The sequence below is a fragment of the Kribbella sp. NPDC004536 genome (assembly GCF_042873835.1).
Classification (GTDB): domain Bacteria; phylum Actinomycetota; class Actinomycetes; order Propionibacteriales; family Kribbellaceae; genus Kribbella.
Map to the genome: position 1 here is coordinate 2,546,472 of NZ_JBIALY010000001.1, position 19,697 is coordinate 2,566,168.

Consider the following 19,697-nt stretch of genomic DNA (forward strand, 5'->3'; position numbering starts at 1 on the left):
TGAGCCCGACTCGGCGAGCAGTCCCCACGCCCACGCTCCCACCGAGCGTCAGCCCAACCCAGCGAACGGTGCCCACAGCAACGGTTTCGCCAACGGTGCCGTCGAGCCGCCGCCCGGTCGCCACCCCGAGCCTGCCGCCGACCGTCGCCCCGACCTGCGACGCAAGCGCGACGCCCACCGCCTCCCCGTCGGCCCCGCCGACCCGCACCCCCGGCCCGCGCACAACCCCGACCGTCGCCCCCACCCGCACCCCCGGCCCGCGCCAAACCCCGACCGTCGACCCGAACCGGACCCCGGGCCGGCGCCCCACGCCGAGCGAGCCGCCGACGGTCTCGCCACGCGGCAAGTAGTCACCGGCTGGCCAGCGCTCTCCAAGCAGTCCCGGACCGCCACCACTGACCAAGCAACCGCCCGCGCGTTCGCCGAGCCATCGACGAGCGTGCGGACGCGCTGGGTGCCGGGGGTAGTGAGTGGTGGCGGTCCGCCAGGCCATTGCAATCGGCGGTGCGGTGGGCGAGCACGCGGGAGTGGCGGACGTCTCAGACAGTTGTGATGGCCTGGGCGTCCGCCGCCCGAGCTCTAACAGGCGCCGAAGGAGGCGGCGTTGACCCACGCCTTGGCGACGTACATGCCGGCGTTGACGCGGAGCCATACGTTGCTCGTGCCCTGGGAGCCGGTCACGGACTCACCCGTCGTCTGGCATTCGACGGTCACCTGCGCCGACTTGCCGGCCATACCGACCACGGCGCCGGACGAGTTGGGTGCGTTGCGCACGTTGAGATACCCGGACGAGATGGAAACCGTGCCGCGGCCACCATCACCGGTCCACAGGTACGTGACGTCCACCCAGCCGTTGTCCGCCAGCTTCAACGCGTCCCAGAACACGCCGTCCGCCAAGTCGATCCCGGCCGGATTGGCGACCGTACGACCGAACTGGTCCTTCCCGCCGTTGTACCCGTTCTGGTACGCGGCCTGCGCCTCCGGCTTGCCCTGCGGGAGGTCCTGCCACATCTCCCGCGTCGAGCTCGGGTTCCAGTAGTCGTCCTTGGTGTTCCACGGCCCGACGTCCCACACCGGCTCGAACGCGCAACGCGACGCGGTGCAGACCTTCACCGAGTACGTACCGGAGCCGTTGCCCGACAGCCCGCGCCGTGACGGCAGCGCGACGAAGTGGTCGCGGCTGACGATCACGTGCCCGTTGGCCGTCGTACCACCGACGAGACCCTCGCGCGTCGCGAACACATGCGACGTCACCGGCGCAGCCTGCAACGACATCCGCGGCGCGACGGCCTTGTCGGTCGGCTGCACCGTGACATCGCCGACCCACGGCTTCGCGCCCGTCGGCGGAGCGAGCAGGATGACCCGTACCTGCACCTGGTCGCTAGCGCCCGGCAGCGCGGTCGGCGTACCGGATCTGACCGCAGTCCATTCGGACCACCTGTCGTTCAACCATGCGCGTACGTCGACCTCGGCCGTCGAGCCGTCCGGCGTACCGGTGGTGTACCCGACCACAACGGCCGACGTCGGCGTACCGAACCGAACGGGTTTCAGCTCGGCGAGACCCGAGCGCTGTCTGAGCTCGGCCGCTCCGATCGAGGCCGCGGCGTCACCGAGGACGATCCGGTTGCCGTCGAGCTGCACGTTGCTCGAGTTGGCCGGCTGGGCGGAGACGGCGACCGGTGAGGTCGGGGCGGCGGTGCTCGTCGGGGCGAGCGTAAAGGTCGCGGCAAGGATGGCCGCGGCAGCCGCGAGACAGGCTGCGGACGTACTTCTACCAGTGATACGCATGGGCGGAAACCTCCGGGGCGGTGAAGGTGTGTTCCTCCAATGTGACTCATGAACATCGACTCTGACCAGACCGTCAATAAATTTCTTCCAAGGAGTTGGTGACGGAACAGAACCCGATCGGTTGCTCACCGGGTTTGGACCGGTGTGACAGAGGCTGAGGCTGAGGAGAATCGATGACCCGGTCCGCGGACGCAGACTTCGAGCGCTTCGTGCAAGCGCAGTCGACCCCCTTGCTCCGTTTCGCGGAGATGCTGTGCGGTGATCGGCATGCTGCCGAGGACCTGGTGCAGCAAGCGTTGATGCGGTCCTACCCGAAATGGCACCGGCTGGACGGCGACCCGTTGCGGTACGTCCGGCGGGTGCTCGTCAACCGGTTCCTCACCCAGACCCGCCGGCGCTGGAACAACGAGGTACCCAGCGACCCGGTGCTCAACGATTGGGATCAGCGAGCGGTGGCGGACTTCGCCGCGGACGTGCAGACCAGGGAGGCCGTGCTCTCGGCCTTGAACGGTCTGACCGTCCGGGAGAGAGCCGTGGTCGCGCTGCGCTACTCGCAGGATCTCTCCGAGGCCGAGACCGCCGAACTGCTCGGCATGGCGCCCGGGACCGTGAAGAGCACGGCTTCCCGCGGGCTGGCCAAGTTGCGTCTGGCACCCGACCTGATCGACAGCGGAGTTGGAGGAAACTGATGAGTGACGAGCAGCGCGTACGAGACGCTCTCGCGTACGAGATGGAGCCGTACCAGCCGGACGCCGGCGACCTGATGCGCCGTGGCAAGCGGCTGACCTGGCTGCGCCGGGGCCTGGCCGCGGCCGGTGTGACCGCGCTGGCCGGAACCGTTGCGACGGTGTCCGCCGCGGTCGGCGGACCCGCACCGGTGAAGAACCTGCTGGCGGGTGGCGGCAAGCCGCCGGTGCCGGCGGTCATTCCGACCGATGCCTCGAAGGTGCCGTCGGTCGACCCGACCTGCCTTCCGCAGCAGCCGGGGAAGCCGCAGCTGCCGAAGGTGACCGTGTCGGTGAACAAGACGATCGACCCGAACACCCCGCCGTCGGTGCACCCGTCGCTGCCGGGCAAGCCGACGCTCCCGACCCTTCCGTCGGGCAAGCCGACGCTGCCGTCGGGCAAGCCGTCGTTGCCGGCCAAGCCCACCCTGCCGACGTCGAAGCCGTCGCTGCCGAGCAAGCCGACGCTCCCGACCGCGAAGCCGACCTTCCCGACGGGCAAGCCGACCTTCCCGACTGCGAAGCCGACGTTCCCGGGCAAGCCGACACTGCCTTCGACGAAGCCGACGCTGCCGAGCAAGCCGACCCTGCCGACGCTGCCGTCGGGCAAGCCGTCGCTGCCGTCGGGCAAGCCGTCGCTGCCGGCGAAGCCCACGCTGCCGACCGCCAAGCCGTCGCTGCCGGCCAAGCCGACCCTGCCGACTGTGCCGACCGTGCCGTCGACCAAGCCGAGCCTGCCGGCGCTGCCGGACTGCGTGACCGGCGTACCGACCGCGAAGCCGACCCTGCCGACAGTTCCGGGCAAGCCGACCGGTAAGCCGTCCGTACCGGCCCCGGCCGTGCCGACGGTCACGGTGACCGGCAAGGTCAAGGTGACGGTCGACCCGGGCAAGGTGACGATCCCGACCGCCAAGCCGACGCTGCCCGCGGGCAAGCCGACGCTGCCGAGCAAGCCGACCTTCCCGACGCCGACCGGGAAGCCCAGCTTCCCGACCCCGAGCGTCCCGACGGCGTTCCCTACCGGCCACCCCTCCTCCAGCCGGTAGGTCCCCCGGCCACCGGCGAGTAGACCAACCCTGCAGGCCTACTCGCCGGTGGCACCATCCGCGAGCTCGCGGGCCACGTCCAGGTGGCCCGCGTGCCGCGCGTACTCCTGTAGCACGTGGAACAGGATCCAGTTCAGCGTCGGCCGGTCGTCGGTCCCGAAACGGCCCCCGGTCGGCGCACTCTCCGCCGGATCCCGCCCGCTCACCACCTGGCGCGTGAACTCTCCGCCGACGTGCAGCTGAGCCAGCAAACCTTCGAGTGTGTCGTCCGGCCCGAGCGTCCAGCGCCCGTCCGGGTCGTCCGCCGAGTCGCCCCACGGATGCTCGACCGGTTCAGCCATGAAGCCCCAGCGGATCCACCGCCGCTCCATGAACACCAGGTGTTTGAGCAGTTCCAGCGGTGTCCAGCCCGACGGCAGGCGGCTGCTCCGCAGGTCGGCGTCGCTCAGCCCGGTCAGCTTGTCCTCGACGATGCCGCGGAAGCGTTCGAGGTTCTGCAGATGCGATTCGATCGTGTCGGCCAGTTCCCTGGGCGGCTTCATCCGCGGCTCCGCAGATAGTCGGCCGTCGCGTCGTCGGCCGGGTAGAACGACTCGATCATCAGCTCCGAGACAGTCACGTCGAGCGGTGTCCCGAACGTCGCGATTGTCGTCAGCAGCGACAGTTCCCGCCCGTCGTGGGTGAGGTTGAACGGTACGACGACATCCGTCGGCCCGGGCGCGGCCGGCTTGTCGCGTACGGCGTACCCGCGGAGTTCGTCGTACAGGTCCTGGAGCTCGGGGTCGGCCGTACTGGTGACCTGGCGTTGCAGTCCGGCCAGCGCCGCGGCGCGAACCTCGGCGATGTTGCCGATCCGCCGGGCCAGGCCGTCCGGGTGCAGGGTCAGCCGGAGCGCGTTGATCGGTGCCTGCAGCAACTTCTCGTCCACGCCCTCGGTGAACAGGGCGATCCCGGCGTTCGCCTCGACGATGTTCCACCAGCGGTCGACGACGAGCGCCGGGTACGGTTCGTGGGCCTTCAGCAGCCGGCGCAGCGTCGTACGGATCGCGAGCATCGCGGGCGAATGCAGCGACGCCTCGCTGTAGATCGGCGCGAAGCCACCGGCCAGCAGCAACTGGTTCCGGTCGCGCAGCGGTACGTCCAGGTGCTCGGCCAGGCGCAGCACCATCTCGCGGCTCGGCTTGGACCGCCCGGTCTCAACGAAACTCACGTGCCGGGTGGACACCTCGACCCGGTTCGCGAGCTCGAGCTGGCTGAGCCGCCGGCGCTCCCGCCAGCCGCGCAGCAGTTCGCCCACCGGACGCTGGAAGGTCTCCTCGATCGTCGCTGCCATGCAGCCGACGGTATCGGGTTGCGTAGACAAGACCATTACCTCTGACGTCATCGACCGTACGCCGGGTGTGGCGGCAAGGTTCTGGTCATCGCAACCGAGCAACACCGAACCAGGAGGAAACACCATGAACGCCAACGCTCTCGCCGACCAGTACTTCGCGATGTGGAACGCCGCCGACGCGGACCGCCGGGCCGAGCTGATCGCCGCTACCTGGACGGCCGACGCGACCTTCCAGGACCCGAGCTTCGAGACCAACGGCCAGGACGAGCTGAACAAGCTGGTCGGCGCCGCGCAGCACATGTTCCCGGGGCTGTCGTTCGTCCGGATCGGCGACATCGACGAGCACCACAACTACCTGCGCTGGACCTGGCACCTGAAGGCCGAGGGACAGGAGCCGGTGGCAGGCGGTACCGACATCGTCGTACTGGACGCCGACGGCAAGATCCAGAAGCTGATCGGGTTCCACGACTTCGCGCCCGCACACTGATCCGGCGCTGATACCGAGGGATGAGCCAGGAGTAGCCGAACGGTTGATGTGAGCCGCGCGACCCGCCACATAGGTTGGCTGGCATGTGGAGATCGTTGACGGCGGCATCGATAGCGGGAGCCGTGGTGTTCGCCGCCGTACCAACCGGTACGGCGGCCGCCGCGGAATCCCTGCACTGGAAGGAATGTAAGCCCGGCGCGGTCGAGCAGTGCGCGACGCTGACCGTGCCGCTGGACTGGTCGAAACCCACCGGGCCGACCACGCACGTCTTCGTCGCGAAGGTGCCGGCGAAGAACCAGAAACACAAACTTGGTGCACTGTTCTTCAATCCTGGCGGGCCCGGTGGCGCCGGCGGGTCGATCTTCGCCGCGGGGCTGGCGGATGCGGTGTTCCCGCAGTTCCGGGACAGGTACGACCTGGTCAGCTTCGATCCGCGGGGGACCGGCAGCAGCAGTCAGCTCGACTGCGGCCCGGTGCTGCGCCGCGGCGTACCTGTGTTCCCGAAGTCCAAGGCGGCGTACGACGCTCTGGTCGCGTCGAGCCGAGCGACGGGTGAGCAGTGCCTGAAGCAACACGGCGACCTGATGCGCAATCTGGACACCGCGACGGTCGCGCGCGACATGGACGCGATCCGCGCGGCGCTCGGCGAGCGGAAGTTCAACTACATCGGGCTGTCGTACGGGTCGTATCTCGGCACGTTGTACGCGCAGCAGTTCCCGCAACGGGTCGGGCGGATGGTGCTCGACGGGATCGTCGACCACAAACAGAACCCGACGAAGTTCATGCTCGACGAGGCGAAGGTGATGGAGGACGGCTTCAACCGCTTCGCCGCGTGGTGCTCGGAGGAGACGTCCTGCGCCCTGCACGGTCAGAACGTCGGCGCGGTCTGGGACCGGACGGTCGCGAAGGCCGACAAGACCCCGCTGCCCGGCCCGAACGGCCCGGTGAACGGCGACGTGATGCGGATGGCGCTGCCGAGTCTGTTGCCACTGACGTCGATGGTGTCGGACAACTGGCCGGCGCTCGCGACCGCGTTGGCCAAGGCGGCGAAGGGCGACGGCACCGACTTCGCGAACCTCAGCTACGTCGGCGATCCCGAGACGGCGTACGCGGCGGTGTCCTGCATGGACCTCCCCGGTGAGCTGCACGGGTACGTCGATGCGCGGGCACGGCTCGCACTGGCCAAGGCGGTCGCGCCGCGGGTCGGCGCGGCGGTCGAGGGTTGGGCGATCACGGCCGCGTGTGCGGGCTGGCCGATCCCGCCGAGCAACCCGTGGCACCCGACGCCGGTGCACGGCGCTGCGCCGATCCTGATCACGTCGACGCTGCACGACCCGTCGACCCCGGTGGAGAACGCGCGCAGCCTGGCGCGCCAGATCGACCACAGCCGGCTGCTCACCGCAGACACCTTCGGGCACACGGCGTACTTCAACTCCCAGTGCGCCCGCGACGCGATCAGCGCCTACCTCCTGAAGGGGCAGATGCCTACCGACAGCTGTTAATTCGGTCGCACGCTCTCGGCAGTGAGCGCAGGATGGAGCGCATGCTCACTGCCGAGGAGCTGGATATCTTCGAGCGGGACGGGATCGTGAAGCTCCCGTCCGCGTTCTCCGCCGACGAGGCTGCCGGGATGCGTGACGTGCTGTGGCGCGAGCTGTCCGAGCGGCACGGAATGGATCGCGACGACCGTACGACGTGGACGGTGTTGCGGCCGACCGGGCTGAAGACGACCAAGTCGGATCGGCGGGCGCACGCGATCCTCGGACCACGGGTGCGTTCGGCGCTGGACGGTCTGCTGGGCGAATGGATCGAGCCGAAGCATCAGGGGCAGGTGCTCGTGACCATGCCCGAAGGCGTTCCGTGGGCGGTGCCGCATCGCCAGTGGCACACCGATGCGGGTTTCGAGGAGCCGGTCGGTGCGGTGAAGATCTGGGCGTTCTACGACTCGGTCGGACCGGGCGGCGGTGGTACGCCGCAGGTCGCCGGTTCGCATCGGGTGTTCGAGCGGTTCCTGACCACGACCGACGAGCGGGAGTTCAAGGCGGTCCGCGATCAGCTGCTGCGGTCCGATCCGTGGTTCCGCAATCTGACCTCGGAGGAACGGACCGTCGACCCGATGGAGCCCGCGGAGGTCGACGGGCTGCCGGTACGAGTCGTGGAGCTGACCGGGGAGCCGGGCGACGTGTACCTGACCCATCCGTGGATCCTGCACTCGATCGCACCGAATGCGGCCGACGTACCGCGGATGATGCGCAGCCGGTTCATCTGGAAAGCGCGCTGACCAACCGTGCGCAGCGGACCGGGTCGGTCGTGAGGCCCGCCGAGAGCCCCCACAACCAGTAGTCGACGGTCCGCCACAGCACCCAGTCACGCGCCCGGTCGCGATCGAGACCCGCTTCCTGGACCGCGATGTCGAAGTACCGGACGATGTCGTCCATCTTGTCGAGGTCCCACCACAGGACCCGGCCCAGGTCGTACTCGATGTCCCCGCGGAACAGCACCGGGTCGACGGTCAGCCACTCCTCGCGTTGCCCGGCGAGCACCTGACCCGAGTGGAAGTCGCCGTTGACCGCAAGCGTCGAGGTGGTCTCGGCCGGCGCGACGTCGAGCGCCTCGCGCAGGATCGCGACGTCGAACGGCCGGCCGAGCCGTTCCCACTGGGGCTCCAGTTCAGCGGTTCGGGTCGTGACGATGTCGGCGGTCGAGCGTGCGCCGTCCGGCGCGGGTACGGCGAGCCGTTGCATCAACTGCCCGAGTACGGCGACCGCTTCGTCGATCGGCCTACTCGTCAACGGTGTGGACAACCGCTCCAGCAGCATCGCGCCGGCCTCGACGTCCGCGTCGTACAGCTGGGCCATGCCCCGACCTGCCCACCACCGGAGCGCCCACACCTGCTCCGCAACCTCGGCACCCGGCGGCGACATCCGTAGTACGAACTCCGCACCGTCCCGCGCGACCGGTACGACAATCGCGTTGGACCCGTGTGCAACCGCTCCCACCACGCTCAGCCGCCACACCTCACACTGCCGCTCAACCGCCGCCGGCAGCCCCTCCAACCACTCAGCACCCTCCGTCCACCACCGCGGCATCGCCAGGAACGACTCCGGCAAAGTGATCATCACGTCAACTTATCGGGGCAGCTCGGGGCATTTCATTCGGTTTCGATCTGGCCTCCCCAGGGGCGGGATCGAGGATCATGATGTGGGGATGGGCGGAGAGGTGGATGTGGACGGGTTGCAGTTCGACGCGCAGGTGTCGGGGCAGATCGAGGCGGTGTACACCACGCCGGACGTGATCGAGCAGCGGCGGGCGGTGCGGGCCGCGCTCGCGCTGCGGCCGCGGGATCGAGTACTGGACGTCGGCGTCGGGCCGGGCCTGCTGGCCGCGGAGATGGCGGCGGAGGTCGGGCCGGAGGGGCGGATCTGTGGTGTCGACATCAGCGACAGCATGCTCGCGATCGCGCAGACCCGGGCAGAGGTACCAGGTGGGCCGCCGATCGAGCTCGAGCAGGCGTCGGCCGACCGGCTCCCGTACCCGGCGGAAAGCTTCGACGTGGTCGTCTCGACCCAGGTCTTCGAGTACGTCGAGGACGTGGCCGGCGCACTGCAGGAGGTACGGCGGGTGCTCCGGCCCGCGGGTCGCGTCGTACTGCTCGACACCGACTGGGGTTCGCTCGTGTGGCGGTCGAGCGACGACAACCGGATGGCGCGGGTACTGACCGCGTTCGAAGAACACCTGGCGGATCCGCATCTGCCCCGGAGGCTGGCCGACGTACTGGCGAAGACCGGATTCACGCCGACGCACGAACAGGTGGTACCGATCCTGAACACCGGGTACGACCCGCGGACGTTCAGCGCCGGGCTGATCGACATCGTGTCCGCCTTCGTGCCCGGCCGCGGCGACCTGACGGCGGACGAGGCGCGCGCGTGGGCGGACGATCTGCGCAGTCTCGGCGACAGCTACTTCTTCAGCTTGAACAGGTACCTGTTCGTCGCATCAGCGCTGTGAGATTTCCGGTCTCGGCGGGTGCGTCCTGGGAGTGACACACCCGCCGGGCCGGTCGTTCTCCCGCCCCTCAGTGGGAGAACTCGCGGCTCGGTGAACACCACCCATGCCCGAATGGCACTGACCGAACCGCGGGACCACCTACAGGTACCCCAGATCGGGGCCCGGCACACACCCTGGCACGCGAAGTCGTCGGAAAACTTCACGTTCCTCAAACCTTCACCGGTAGTAGCTGACCTGACAGCGGCCTAGGCTGGTTCGCGATTTTCGTGCACCAGGGGTCGGTGTGCGGACACCAAGGGGGAGGACTAGCTATGCCGGAAGTGTTCGACGACGAGTTGACCGAGGCCGAACTGGACCAGTTGGAGGCGCTCGGCGCGGCCGACGACGCCGAGCTGATCCTCGGGAGGAAAGATGCCTGAGGCAAGGATTTCCTGGCGCGGCGTCACGATGAACAAGCGCACCGTGGCGATGGTCGAGGCCGCGGAGCAGCTGTACCACTCGAAGTTCGCGATCCTGCAGGGGTCGTACAACGCCGGCGGCGTCGAGGCGTCCGCCGGTACCCATGACGGCGGCGGCGCGGTCGACGTCGACGTACGGACGAAGAGCGCCGCGCAGCGGGTCGCCGTCGTGAAAGCGCTCCGCGAGGTCGGGTTCGCCGCCTGGTTGCGGACGCCGGCGCAGGGCAACTGGCCGTACCACGTGCACGCGATCGCGGTCGGCGACAAGGAGTTGTCCCGCGGCGCGGCCGTGCAGGTCGCGGAGTACCACCGGAAGTTGAACGGGCTGGCGAACCGGGGCCAGGACGACGGGCCGGCCGGGTACTACGGGATGACCTGGGAGCTGTACCTGAAGGCGCACCCGCCGAAGGTGCCGGTGCCGGACTCGACGATCTCGCTGGCGGCGATGGCGTACGCGCGGACGCACGACGCGATGACCGGGGTGTGGGGTGCGGACCGGGCCCGGGTGATCGCGTGGGCGGCGCATCCGCGGGTCGGTGCGATCACGAAGGCGGAGACGGTACCGGCGGCCGGGGTGCCGTGGCATCTGCACTTCCAGCGTGTGATCCGGGAGATCCAGACACACTTCAGGCTGGAGGTCACCGGCATCTTCAACTCCGCAGTCGCCGGCGAGATGAAGCGCTACGGATACACGATCGTCGCCTGACCACTTGTGGGTCGAGCAAACGACAAGGCCCCACCGGTAGCAGCCGGTGGGGCTCGCTCATCTCTCTTCTTTTCTTCTTTCCTTCAACCGGACCAACGACAAGGCCCCACCGGTAGCAGCCGGTGGGGCCTTGGTGGTCCACTACCGCCCGGGCATCCCCGGTGCAGCTGTGGAGGTGGAGAGCGGAACCGACGCCGATGCAGGGGTCAAGACGTCAGCTCCGCTTGTCTGTGGAGTTATCCGGTGTTGCCTCGTTCCACCGCCCACACATGCGCGTGGTGGAACTCGAGGTGCTGCTGCAGTGCGGCCGGAGAGCCGCCGGGGTTCCCGAACCCGAGATGGTTCATCGTCGGTACGACGACCGCCCGGACATCCGAGCGTTTCACCTCGTCGAGCAGTGCGTGGAAGGCTGCGGACTCGGCCGAGTCGCGCTCGGTGTACACGGTGCCGAGGGTGAATCCCTCCGCGCTGGCGAAGGCGGCGAGGGAATCCGTCGCCGCGGCCAGTTCCTCCGCGCAACTCAGCGCGTCGGCCCGTACGTACCCGAGCAGCGTCGGCCGGGTGGTCATCGCTGTGCGTCCACCGCCACCGGCTCGCTCGTCACCCGGAGGGAGGCGAAGCGGCGCCGCATGGCTTCCTCGTACTGCACTGCCTGCTCCGCGTCAGCGGTGTGGTCCGCGATCGGGCACGCTCCGAACCAGACCCGCACCCGACGGTGCGTTGCGGGGGCTTCGAGCGTCTCGGTCATCGCGGTTCCTTCAGCAGTGTCGGGATAGCCCCGGACGGCTTTGTCCGGCGTTGAGATAAAGAACACCAAACGCCCAGGCCCCTCCGGAACAGTTTGGTAGGGACCTTTACAGAGCCTTGACGCAGAGTAGGGAAACCTTCGAATCTGCAGGTCAGACCCGCCTCCGCAGCGTCACGGGGCCCTCGGGAATCGGTGTCAAGAATGTTTGCAGTTATTTGCAAATAACGATTCGGAGACGCCGGGGCTATTCGATCTGGGCAGAAATCTATGACGTCCTGCTAACCCTTTGCGCCGATCCGCTCACGCACCGGTACGGCCGCGACCAGAACTCCGAGTACGGCGGCCGCCAACGGCACCGTCAGGCCGGTGCGGAACCGGTCGACGGTCAACTCGCCGGCCAGCACTGCCGCCACCACCGCCAGTCCGAGCGCGGACCCGAACTGGAACGACGTCGTCAGTACGCCACTCGCCAGCCCCTGCTCGTCCTCGGCCACCCGTTCGGTCGCGGCGATCGTCAACGGTCCGTACGACAGCGCGAAGGCGAGTCCGAGGAGCAGGAACGCCGGGAGCATCGCGGTGAAGCTCCGCCCGAGCGGCAGGAACGCCGCATACGCAGCGGCAGCGAGAACGAATCCGCCCAGTACCACCCGCCGGTTGCCGAACCGGTTCACCAGCCACGGTGTGAGCGTCGGGGCGAGTACCGCGTCGATGCCGATCACCATCAGCGCGAGCCCGGTTTGCAGCTCGGACCAGCCGCGCGACTCCTGCAGGTACAGCACCGCGATGAACTGGAACCCTACGAACGAGCCGACCAGGAGAATCGCGCCGAGGTTCGCTTGTACGAGGGCGGTGTTCCGCAGCAGCCCGAGCCTGATCAGCGGCGCGGACACCCGGTTCTCGATGACTGCGAACGCGGCCAGCAGCACCACACCGGCCGCGGCGGTCGCTGCCGTCAGCGTCACCGGTACGTCGGGCGCCCGTACGACGGTTGCCACCAGCAACAACATTGCGCCGGTCAGGGTAAGTGCGCCGCCGAGGTCGAAGCCTCCGCGGCTCCGTACCGGAGTGTCGTGGGGGATCAGTGCGATCGCTCCGGCCAGGAGCGCTGCCGCGACGATCACCGGCGCGAAGAACACCCAGCGCCAGTCGATGGCCGACAGCAGCCCGCCGGTGACCATGCCGAGCGAGAACCCACCGGCAGCGGTGCCGGCGTACACCAGTAAGGCCTTGTTGCGTTGCGGTCCCTCGGGATACGTCGTGGTGATGATGGACAGGCCGGCCGGGGTCAGGAACGCGGCCGCAACGCCGGTGACGAAGCGGGCGAGGATCAGCATCCAGCCTTCGGTGGCAAAACCGCCGAGGCCGCTGAACAGCAAGAAGACGACCAGCCAGCCGATGAACATCCGACGCCGGCCGAGCAGGTCCGCGGCGCGGCCACCGAGCAGCACGAAGCCGCCGTAGCTGAGCGCGTACGCGCTGACGACCCACTGCAGCTCGCCGACGGCCAGGCCGAGCTCGGCCCGGATCGAAGGCATCGCGACGCCCATCATCGAGACGTCGATGCCTTCCAAGAAGATCGCGCCGCAGAGCACGAAGAGCACGGCCCAGGCGCGGCCGGTCAGGCGCTCCGGGGTGATGGTTGACGACACAGGAGTGCTTCCTTTCATGGTTACCTCTTGTAACTGACCCCATCATCAGGAACCATCAGGAATTGTGGAAGAAGGCACTTCAAAGGAACCGAGTCACTCCTGCTGCACCGAGGAAGCGTTCCAGTGGGACACCCGGGAGGACTGTGACGTCCGGCAGATCCTGGACCGGATCGGCGACAAGTGGTCGCTGCTGGTGATCGCGTTGCTGGACAACCGGTGCATGCGGTTCACGGAGCTGAAGAAGACGATCGACGGGATCAGTCAGCGGATGCTGACGGTCACGCTCCGGCAGTTGGAGCGCGACGGACTGGTCAGCCGGACGGTCCATCCGGTCGTGCCGCCACGGGTCGACTACGAGCTCACGCCGCTCGGCGTGACGCTGCACGCGACGATCCAGTCACTCGTCACCTGGACCGAGACCCATCAGGTCGAGATCGCTACGGCTCGCGCGAGGTACGACGCGGTTGGTTCTGGCCTTGGGTGAAGGCCTTCGCGGCTCGCGGCCTGGTGAAGTTCGCTGGATGACCTGGTACGACGACCAGCGTGAGCCCTGCCGCGCCGACAGCTAGCGTCGCCAGCAGGTTGAGCGTGGCGGGCAGGCCGATCGCGAGGGTGATCGCCGGTGCCGCGAGGCCGCCGAGCAGCAGCGCGAGCGAGTCGGCGGCGAAGAAGATCGCGCCGACACTCGCCAGCACCTCCCGTGGTGCCGCCCGCTGGATCGTGGTTCCGGCCGTGATCAGCAGGATGCTGCCCGGGAAGCCGATCAGGACCGCGGCGCCGACTGCCAGTGGGACGTTCGGCGAGTTGAACAGGGCGAAGTACGCCCCGGCGCTGGCGAGTTGGGTGATCGTGAGGAGTTCGCGGATGCCCAGGCGGCGGGCGGCGTACGTGCTCACTGCGGCGCCGACGAGATACCCGGCGCCGAGGCCGGAGATCAGGTAGCCCACGACGTACCCGGGGGCGTGCAGGCGATCGACGGTGAACGGGACCAGGAGCGCGGTGAGGCCGGCGTTCGCCGTGAGAAAGACGGTCTGGCCGATGAGTACACCGCGGAGCGCCCGGTGTTCGACGGTCGCGCGGAGTCCTTCGAGAGCGTGCGGTGGTTCGGCGGTGGTCGCGTGCCGACGGGTGTGGACCGTGGCGATCGTTGCTGCCGACAACAAGTAGCTCGCGATGTCGACCGCGAGTACGAACTCGATCCCGGGTCCGGCGAGCAGGAGGGCGCCGAGCGGCGGCGTGGCCAGTCGCAGGACGCTGCCGGTGGCTGCGTTCAGGGCGTTGGCGGTGGCGAGTTCGTCGCCCGTACCGACGACTGCGGGCAGCAGTGCGCGCGAGGCCGGGCGGAACACCGTCGTCGCGGTGTTCTCGAGCAGGATCGCCACGTAGATCAGCCAGACGTGGTCGCGATCCGCGAACAGGATCACCCCGACGGCGGCCGCGCCGGCGAGATCGGCGATCCACATGGCGCGGGCGAGATCCCAGCGGTCCAGCAGTACGCCGGCCCACGGGCCGATGAGCAGCGCCGGCAGCGCCTCGAGCGCGAGTGTCAGGCCGGTGGCCACGGTCGAACCAGTCAACGTGAAGACGTAGACCGGGATCGCCACCACCAGCAGCCAGGATCCGAGCCCCGACACAGCGCCGCTGAGCCAGAGTATACGGAAGTCACGGTTCCTCACGGCCGGTGAATCTATCCCGGCAAGATAGACATCGGCAAGGCTGTTCTGTGAGAATAGGTGTCATGGAGTTGGGTGAGGTACTGCGCGACCGCCGCAAGGCGGCCGGGCGCACGATCGCGTCGGTCGCCGTGGACGCCGGCCTGTCGGTCCCGTACATAGCCAACCTGGAGAACGGCCGCGGCAACCCGACGCTGTCCGCGCTCGACCGGCTCGCCACCGCGCTCGGCGCGCGCCTCGAAGTACGCGTCGGCGACGAGGAGCCACCCGTCTCCCCGTCCGTCGGGGCGGCACTGCTGGCCGGCTCGGATCGGGCCGATGGCGTGGTACGTACGCTCGCCGGCGGCCGCTCCCGCGCTGCCACCAGGCGCCAGTTGGTGGCGACCCTGGACTCCCTCGGCGACCTGCTCGGCCGCCCACCGACACCGGCCGACCTGAGCCGCCTCCTCGACCTCCTGCAACTCGCCTGACCCGGCAGGACCCGGTCGCGTAGGGTCCGCGGCATGGAGATCGGGACGCGGATCGCGCGGGCGCAGGTGGACGGGCTGTCGAGGTCGCGGCGGCAGATCGTCGCGGGAGCGTTGTCGGGCATGCTGCACGACCGCGACGACTGGTACCTGTCCGGGATGGTCGCTGCCGAGCCCGGTGAACCGTTCGACGTCGAGGAAGTCGCCGGATCGCTCGCGATCATCCGCCAGGCGTTCCGCGCCGAAGGGCGCTGGCTCAGCGCCGAACTCGTCGAAGAAGCCGACCCGGGCCTCGCCGAAGTGCTCGAGTCGAACGGGATGACGATCGTCTCCCGCCTGCCGCTGCTGGTCGTCGAGCCGGCCGGCCTGGTCCTACCTGCGCTCCCGGCAGGCGTCACGGTCGAGGTCGTCGAGTCCGAGGACGAGCAGAAGGTCGCGGACGCGGTGTCCTCCGAGGCGTACGAGATGCCCGGTGCCGGCTTCGCCTTCAAGCCCGACCCGGCCGACGGCGGGGCGGTCCTCGTGTACGCGGACGACGTGCCAGTGGCAACCGCCGCCTGGACCGCCGTGGCTGACGCGGTCACCGAGGTCGCGGGCGTCGGAACACTCCATGCGCATCGTCGCCGCGGGTACGGCGCGATCGCCACCGCGTACGCAACGTCGACGGCCTTCGAGTTGGCCGGCGCGACGCTGGCCTGGCTGACCCCGGGCGACGACGGAGCCGACCGCGTCTACCGCCGCCTCGGCTACAGCCCCAAAGCCACCGCGGTCCACCTCGGTGACCCGGGCGGCCACCTCGCAGACCTCCGCTGACGTCTGGGTTGGAGCCCTTACTTGAGCCGCCCGCGGCGCCGGGTGGAGTCCGGCGCCGCGGGCAGTCGTTCCGTCGTACCCACTGAGCCGAGGGCTAATCGGTTACGGCTGGAGGATGCGGGTCAGGGTGGTGTGCAGGGACTTGTAGGCGGTGCGCGGGTTGAGGCGACCGGCGGCGACCGACTCCCCGGCGGCGTGACCGAGCGAGATCAGCGTGGTGACGAGCCAGGGTGCCGAGAGGTCGCGGGTGATCTCGCCGCTGCGCTGACCTCGGCGGATCAACGGCTCGAGACGTTCGGTCAGGGGATCGTGGCGGGCGTCGGCCGTACCGGTCTGGCCCGCGTGCAACAGGATCGGATGCTGCTCGAACGTCCGCCAGGCCAGGTCGATCAGCCCGAGCGCGTTGCCCAGCGCCGAACCGTGGTCGAGGTCCAGGTCGTCGATCGCCTTCATGGTTTCCGCGGTGAGTTCGGCGAGTACGGCGTTCAGCAGCGCGTCACGGGACGCGAAGTGCGCGTACACCGTCTGCCGGGTGACATTCGCCGCCTCGGCGATCCGTTCCAGGCTCGCGTCCGGGTGCTCGTCGAGCAGTTCGACAGCCGCGGCCAGGATCGCGGCGCGGCTGCGGTCGGCGTCCGCGCGGCGTCGGCGTACCGGTTTTTTCTCTGACACCTTGTCAAGGTTAGCGGACGTGCCTATGTTTGACGGTATGTCAGACTTAAGCGCACGCGAGTTCGTGGCGGACTTCTACGAATCGTTCACCCGGGACGCGCTCGGGGAAGAAGACGCCGTCGGCGTCGTCGATCGGTACTACACGCCCGACGTCGAGCAGGTGGCCGACGGCGTCACGCTCGACCGGGATCGCCTGATCGCGCATCTCCGGCCGATCCGCAAGAACGTCATCTCCTGTACGTACGACGTGCACGAGGCGATCCGTACCGCCGACCGCCTCGCCGCCCGCTTCACCATCCACGCCGAAATGCGCCGCGGGCGGACGATCTCGACCGAGATCTACCTCTTCGGCGAACTGGCCCCTGACGGCCGCATCCGCCGCACAACCCAGTCCACCCGCGACGTGAGCGCGTCCTGACCAGCACCCACCCGTTCCCCGACGCCCGATCCCACCCGCACCGGCTCCTGGCTCAGCCGAGTCGTGGCGTTTGGTCCCGCGGCCGTTCGCCGAATCGTGGATCAGGGCTGAATTTCGCAGCCTATTCCCACGACTCGACGAGCTCAGGTCAGCGGACCGTGAAGCCGGCCTTGCGGAAGGCGTCGGCGAGCGAGGTCTCGTCCATCGAGGTCTCGGGCTGCTTGCCGCCACGGTTGCCCTGGCCGCCGGAGCCGCCGCGCCCCTGACCACCACCGCCTGGGCCGCGGCCTTGACCGCCGCCACCTGGGCCACGGCCGCCGCCACCTGGGCCACGGCCCTGACCGCCTGATCCGCGACCGCCCTGGCCGCCGGGACCGCCCTGGCCGCCGGGACCGCTCTGGCCACCGCGTCCTTGACCACCCCGGCCCTGACCGCCACCGCCGCCTTGGGCGCCGCGATTCTGGCCGCCGCGACCGCCCTGCCCACCGGAACCGACCTCGTCGTCCAGCCGGAGCGTCAGCGAGATCCGCTGCCGTGGGATGTCGACCTCCAGCACCTTGACCGTGACGATGTCCCCGACCTTGACGACCTCGCTCGGGTCCTTCACGAAGTTCTTCGACAGCGCCGACACGTGCGCGAGTCCGTCCTGGTGGACGCCGATGTCGATGAACGCGCCGAACGCCGCCACGTTCGTGACCTGACCCTCCAGCCGCATCCCCGGCTTCAGGTCGGCGATCTTGTCCACGCCTTCCGCGAACACCGCGGTCTTGAACGCCGGCCGTGGGTCCCGCCCGGGCTTCTCCAGCTCGGCCAGGATGTCGGTCACCGTCGGCAGACCGAACATCTCGTCGACGAAGTCCGCAGCCTTCAGCCGCTTCAGCTCGGCCGAGCCGATCAGCGACTTCACGTCCGACCCGGTCGCGTCGAGGATCCGGCGGACCACCGGGTACGACTCCGGGTGCACGCTGGACGCGTCGAGCGGGTCGTCACCGTCGGGAATCCGGAGGAAGCCGGCCGCCTGCTCGAACGCCTTCGGGCCGAGCCGGGCCACCTCGCGCAGCGCCGTACGCGACGTGAACGGGCCGTTGACGTCGCGGTGCTGGACGATGTTGTCGGCCAGGCCGGGAGTGATACCGGAGACCCGGGTGAGCAGCGGCGCGGACGCGGTGTTCAGGTCGACGCCGACCGCGTTCACACAGTCCTCGACGACCGCGTCGAGCGAACGAGACAGCGAGTTCTCCGGGAGGTCGTGCTGGTACTGACCGACGCCGATCGACTTCGGGTCGATCTTCACCAGCTCGGCCAGCGGGTCCTGCAGCCGGCGCGCGATCGAGACCGCGCCACGCAGCGAGACGTCCATCCCGGGCAGTTCCTGGGACGCGAACGCGGACGCCGAGTACACCGACGCGCCCGCCTCGGACACGACCGCCTTGGTGAGCTTGAGCTCGGGGTGCTTCGCGATCAGCTCGGCGGCCAGCTTGTCGGTCTCGCGTGACGCCGTACCGTTGCCGATGGCAATCAGCTCGACGTTGTGCGCGGCGGCCAGCGCGGCCAGGGTGGCGATCGACTTGTCCCACTGGTTCTGCGGGACGTGCGGGTAGATCACGCCGGTGTTCACGACCTTGCCGGTGGCGTCCACGACCGCGACCTTCACGCCGGTCCGGAAGCCCGGGTCCAGGCCCATCGTCGCGCGGGTGCCGGCCGGGGCGGCCAGCAGCAGGTCGCGCAGGTTGGCCGCGAACACCCGGATCGCCTCGTCCTCGGCGACCTGCCGCAACCGCATCCGCAGGTCGATCCCGAGGTGCACCAGGATCTTCGTCCGCCACGCCCAGCGGACCGTCTCGACCAGCCACTTGTCGGCCGGGCGGCCCTGGTTCTCGATACCGACCTTGCGGGCGATGGTGGTCTCGTACTCCGTCGGCCCGTCGGCCTCGACGCCGGCCGGCAGCGGCTCGACCGAGATCGTCAGTACGTCCTCCTTCTCGCCCCGGAACAGCGCCAGGATCCGGTGCGACGGCATCTTCGTGAACGGCTCGTCGAACTCGAAGTAGTCGGAGAACTTCGCGCCGTCGGTCTCCTTGCCTTCGCGTACGGCCGACGCCAGCCGGCCCTGCTCCCAGAGCCGCTCGCGGAGCGCACCGATCAGGTCCGCGTCCTCCGCGAACCGCTCGACGAGGATCGCGCGGGCGCCGTCGAGGGCGGCCTGCGGGTCGGGGACCTCGGCGTTCACGAAGACCGCCGCGGCCGCGATCGGCTCGACGTCCGGGTCCGACATCAGCCCGTCGGCGAGCGGCTCGAGGCCGTTCTCCCGGGCGATCATCGCCTTGGTCCGGCGCTTCGGCTTGAACGGGAGGTAGATGTCCTCCAGCCGGGACTTGGTGTCCGCGGCGAGGATCTGCTCCTTCAGCGCGTCGTCCAGCTTGCCCTGGCCGTCGATCGACTCCAGGACGGTCTGCCGGCGTTCCTCCAGCTCGCGGAGGTACCGCAAGCGTTCCTCAAGAGTCCGCAGCTGGGCATCGTCCAGCATCCCGGTGACCTCTTTGCGGTACCGCGCGATGAACGGGACCGTCGAGCCCTCGTCCAGCAGCGCCACCGCTGCCCGCACCTGGTTCTCCCCGACCTCCAACTCGCCGGCGATCCGCTGCTCGATCGACTGCACCACCACGTCCGTTCCCCTCTACGCCCAACAACCACCGAGCATTCTGC

The 19,697-nt window shown here is 69.1% G+C and carries 22 protein-coding genes; 12 read left to right on the forward strand and 10 right to left on the reverse strand.

Translation table 11 applies throughout. The features are described from left to right. Nucleotides 1-95 precede the first annotated feature (95 nt). A complete protein-coding gene (locus ACFYRU_RS12750) occupies nt 96-350 on the forward strand; it encodes a hypothetical protein (protein ID WP_387656873.1) in 255 nt (84 codons plus the stop codon). 229 nt (nt 351-579) lie between these two features. Here the strand turns inward: ACFYRU_RS12750 and ACFYRU_RS12755 are convergent, their stop codons facing one another. After that, on the reverse strand, nt 580-1,788 hold the full coding sequence (locus tag ACFYRU_RS12755) for a hypothetical protein (protein WP_387656876.1): 1,209 nt from the start codon (nt 1,786-1,788) through the stop codon (nt 580-582). A 173-nt stretch (nt 1,789-1,961) separates the two neighbouring features. Between ACFYRU_RS12755 and ACFYRU_RS12760 the strand changes: the two genes are divergently transcribed. After that, nucleotides 1,962-2,477 (forward strand): SigE family RNA polymerase sigma factor, encoded by a 516-nt coding sequence (locus ACFYRU_RS12760; protein ID WP_387656878.1) that lies wholly within the window; start codon nt 1,962-1,964, stop codon nt 2,475-2,477. Next, entirely contained in the window at nt 2,477-3,559 is a 1,083-nt protein-coding gene (locus ACFYRU_RS12765; protein WP_387656881.1) for a hypothetical protein, read from the forward strand. The genes ACFYRU_RS12760 and ACFYRU_RS12765 overlap by 1 nt, the downstream gene beginning before the upstream one ends. Before the next feature lie 38 nt (nt 3,560-3,597). Here the strand turns inward: ACFYRU_RS12765 and ACFYRU_RS12770 are convergent, their stop codons facing one another. Together ACFYRU_RS12770 and ACFYRU_RS12775 are read right to left on the reverse strand one after the other, a co-directional pair. Further along, complete coding sequence (locus tag ACFYRU_RS12770; RefSeq protein WP_387656884.1) at nt 3,598-4,101, reverse strand: DinB family protein; 504 nt, start codon at nt 4,099-4,101, stop codon at nt 3,598-3,600. Continuing rightward, nucleotides 4,098-4,892, reverse strand: coding sequence for a helix-turn-helix domain-containing protein (locus ACFYRU_RS12775; RefSeq protein WP_387656887.1), 795 nt, complete (start codon nt 4,890-4,892; stop codon nt 4,098-4,100). The genes ACFYRU_RS12770 and ACFYRU_RS12775 overlap by 4 nt, the downstream gene beginning before the upstream one ends. Nucleotides 4,893-5,016: 124 nt before the next feature. Here ACFYRU_RS12775 and ACFYRU_RS12780 point away from each other — a divergent pair, with 124 nt between their 5' ends. The 3 genes from ACFYRU_RS12780 (at nt 5,017) to ACFYRU_RS12790 (ending at nt 7,660) form a co-directional block, all read left to right on the forward strand. Continuing rightward, a complete protein-coding gene (locus ACFYRU_RS12780) occupies nt 5,017-5,379 on the forward strand; it encodes a nuclear transport factor 2 family protein (protein ID WP_387656890.1) in 363 nt (120 codons plus the stop codon). 83 nt (nt 5,380-5,462) lie between these two features. Continuing rightward, entirely contained in the window at nt 5,463-6,881 is a 1,419-nt protein-coding gene (locus ACFYRU_RS12785) for an alpha/beta hydrolase (protein ID WP_387656892.1), read from the forward strand. A gap of 41 nt (nt 6,882-6,922) precedes the next feature. Further along, nucleotides 6,923-7,660 (forward strand): phytanoyl-CoA dioxygenase family protein, encoded by a 738-nt coding sequence (locus ACFYRU_RS12790; RefSeq protein ID WP_387656895.1) that lies wholly within the window; start codon nt 6,923-6,925, stop codon nt 7,658-7,660. On the opposite strand, the gene ACFYRU_RS12795 is transcribed toward ACFYRU_RS12790, so the two are convergent. Continuing rightward, complete coding sequence (locus tag ACFYRU_RS12795; protein WP_387656898.1) at nt 7,641-8,498, reverse strand: aminoglycoside phosphotransferase family protein; 858 nt, start codon at nt 8,496-8,498, stop codon at nt 7,641-7,643. The two genes, ACFYRU_RS12790 and ACFYRU_RS12795, sit on opposite strands and share 20 nt — an antisense overlap. A gap of 88 nt (nt 8,499-8,586) precedes the next feature. On the opposite strand from ACFYRU_RS12795, the gene ACFYRU_RS12800 reads away from it, so the two are divergent. Next, nucleotides 8,587-9,387: a class I SAM-dependent methyltransferase gene (locus ACFYRU_RS12800; RefSeq protein WP_387656900.1), complete on the forward strand. Its 801-nt coding sequence runs from the start codon at nt 8,587-8,589 to the stop codon at nt 9,385-9,387. A 411-nt stretch (nt 9,388-9,798) separates the two neighbouring features. Continuing rightward, complete coding sequence (locus tag ACFYRU_RS12805) at nt 9,799-10,551, forward strand: hypothetical protein (protein ID WP_387656903.1); 753 nt, start codon at nt 9,799-9,801, stop codon at nt 10,549-10,551. Between the two features lie 236 nt (nt 10,552-10,787). On the opposite strand, the gene ACFYRU_RS12810 is transcribed toward ACFYRU_RS12805, so the two are convergent. The 3 genes from ACFYRU_RS12810 to ACFYRU_RS12820 all read right to left on the reverse strand — a co-directional run bounded on the left by ACFYRU_RS12810 (nt 10,788) and on the right by ACFYRU_RS12820 (nt 12,948). Continuing rightward, entirely contained in the window at nt 10,788-11,120 is a 333-nt protein-coding gene (locus ACFYRU_RS12810; RefSeq protein WP_387656905.1) for a hypothetical protein, read from the reverse strand. Next, the gene (locus tag ACFYRU_RS12815; protein WP_387656908.1) at nt 11,117-11,299 is read right to left on the reverse strand and encodes a hypothetical protein; all 183 of its coding nucleotides are present in this window, start codon (nt 11,297-11,299) and stop codon (nt 11,117-11,119) included. The genes ACFYRU_RS12810 and ACFYRU_RS12815 overlap by 4 nt, the downstream gene beginning before the upstream one ends. A 278-nt stretch (nt 11,300-11,577) precedes the next feature. Continuing rightward, the gene (locus ACFYRU_RS12820) at nt 11,578-12,948 is read right to left on the reverse strand and encodes an MFS transporter (RefSeq protein WP_387656911.1); all 1,371 of its coding nucleotides are present in this window, start codon (nt 12,946-12,948) and stop codon (nt 11,578-11,580) included. 64 nt (nt 12,949-13,012) lie between these two features. Between ACFYRU_RS12820 and ACFYRU_RS12825 the strand changes: the two genes are divergently transcribed. After that, nucleotides 13,013-13,432: a winged helix-turn-helix transcriptional regulator gene (locus tag ACFYRU_RS12825; RefSeq protein ID WP_387656914.1), complete on the forward strand. Its 420-nt coding sequence runs from the start codon at nt 13,013-13,015 to the stop codon at nt 13,430-13,432. On the opposite strand, the gene ACFYRU_RS12830 is transcribed toward ACFYRU_RS12825, so the two are convergent. Continuing rightward, on the reverse strand, nt 13,386-14,624 hold the full coding sequence (locus ACFYRU_RS12830) for an MFS transporter (protein WP_387656917.1): 1,239 nt from the start codon (nt 14,622-14,624) through the stop codon (nt 13,386-13,388). The two genes, ACFYRU_RS12825 and ACFYRU_RS12830, sit on opposite strands and share 47 nt — an antisense overlap. A gap of 62 nt (nt 14,625-14,686) precedes the next feature. Between ACFYRU_RS12830 and ACFYRU_RS12835 the strand changes: the two genes are divergently transcribed. Together ACFYRU_RS12835 and ACFYRU_RS12840 are read left to right on the forward strand one after the other, a co-directional pair. Beyond that, the gene (locus ACFYRU_RS12835) at nt 14,687-15,091 is read left to right on the forward strand and encodes a helix-turn-helix domain-containing protein (protein ID WP_387656920.1); all 405 of its coding nucleotides are present in this window, start codon (nt 14,687-14,689) and stop codon (nt 15,089-15,091) included. A 33-nt stretch (nt 15,092-15,124) separates the two neighbouring features. Continuing rightward, complete coding sequence (locus ACFYRU_RS12840; RefSeq protein ID WP_387656922.1) at nt 15,125-15,901, forward strand: GNAT family N-acetyltransferase; 777 nt, start codon at nt 15,125-15,127, stop codon at nt 15,899-15,901. Between the two features lie 102 nt (nt 15,902-16,003). On the opposite strand, the gene ACFYRU_RS12845 is transcribed toward ACFYRU_RS12840, so the two are convergent. Beyond that, a complete protein-coding gene (locus ACFYRU_RS12845) occupies nt 16,004-16,573 on the reverse strand; it encodes a TetR/AcrR family transcriptional regulator (RefSeq protein WP_387656923.1) in 570 nt (189 codons plus the stop codon). 37 nt (nt 16,574-16,610) lie between these two features. On the opposite strand from ACFYRU_RS12845, the gene ACFYRU_RS12850 reads away from it, so the two are divergent. Continuing rightward, nucleotides 16,611-16,991, forward strand: a complete 381-nt coding sequence (locus tag ACFYRU_RS12850; RefSeq protein WP_387656925.1) for a nuclear transport factor 2 family protein — start codon at nt 16,611-16,613, stop codon at nt 16,989-16,991. 148 nt (nt 16,992-17,139) lie between these two features. On the opposite strand, the gene ACFYRU_RS12855 is transcribed toward ACFYRU_RS12850, so the two are convergent. Further along, nucleotides 17,140-19,650 carry a Tex family protein gene (locus ACFYRU_RS12855; protein ID WP_387656927.1) on the reverse strand — a complete coding sequence of 837 codons (2,511 nt, stop codon included), beginning with the start codon at nt 19,648-19,650 and terminating at the stop codon, nt 17,140-17,142. Nucleotides 19,651-19,697 lie beyond the last annotated feature (47 nt).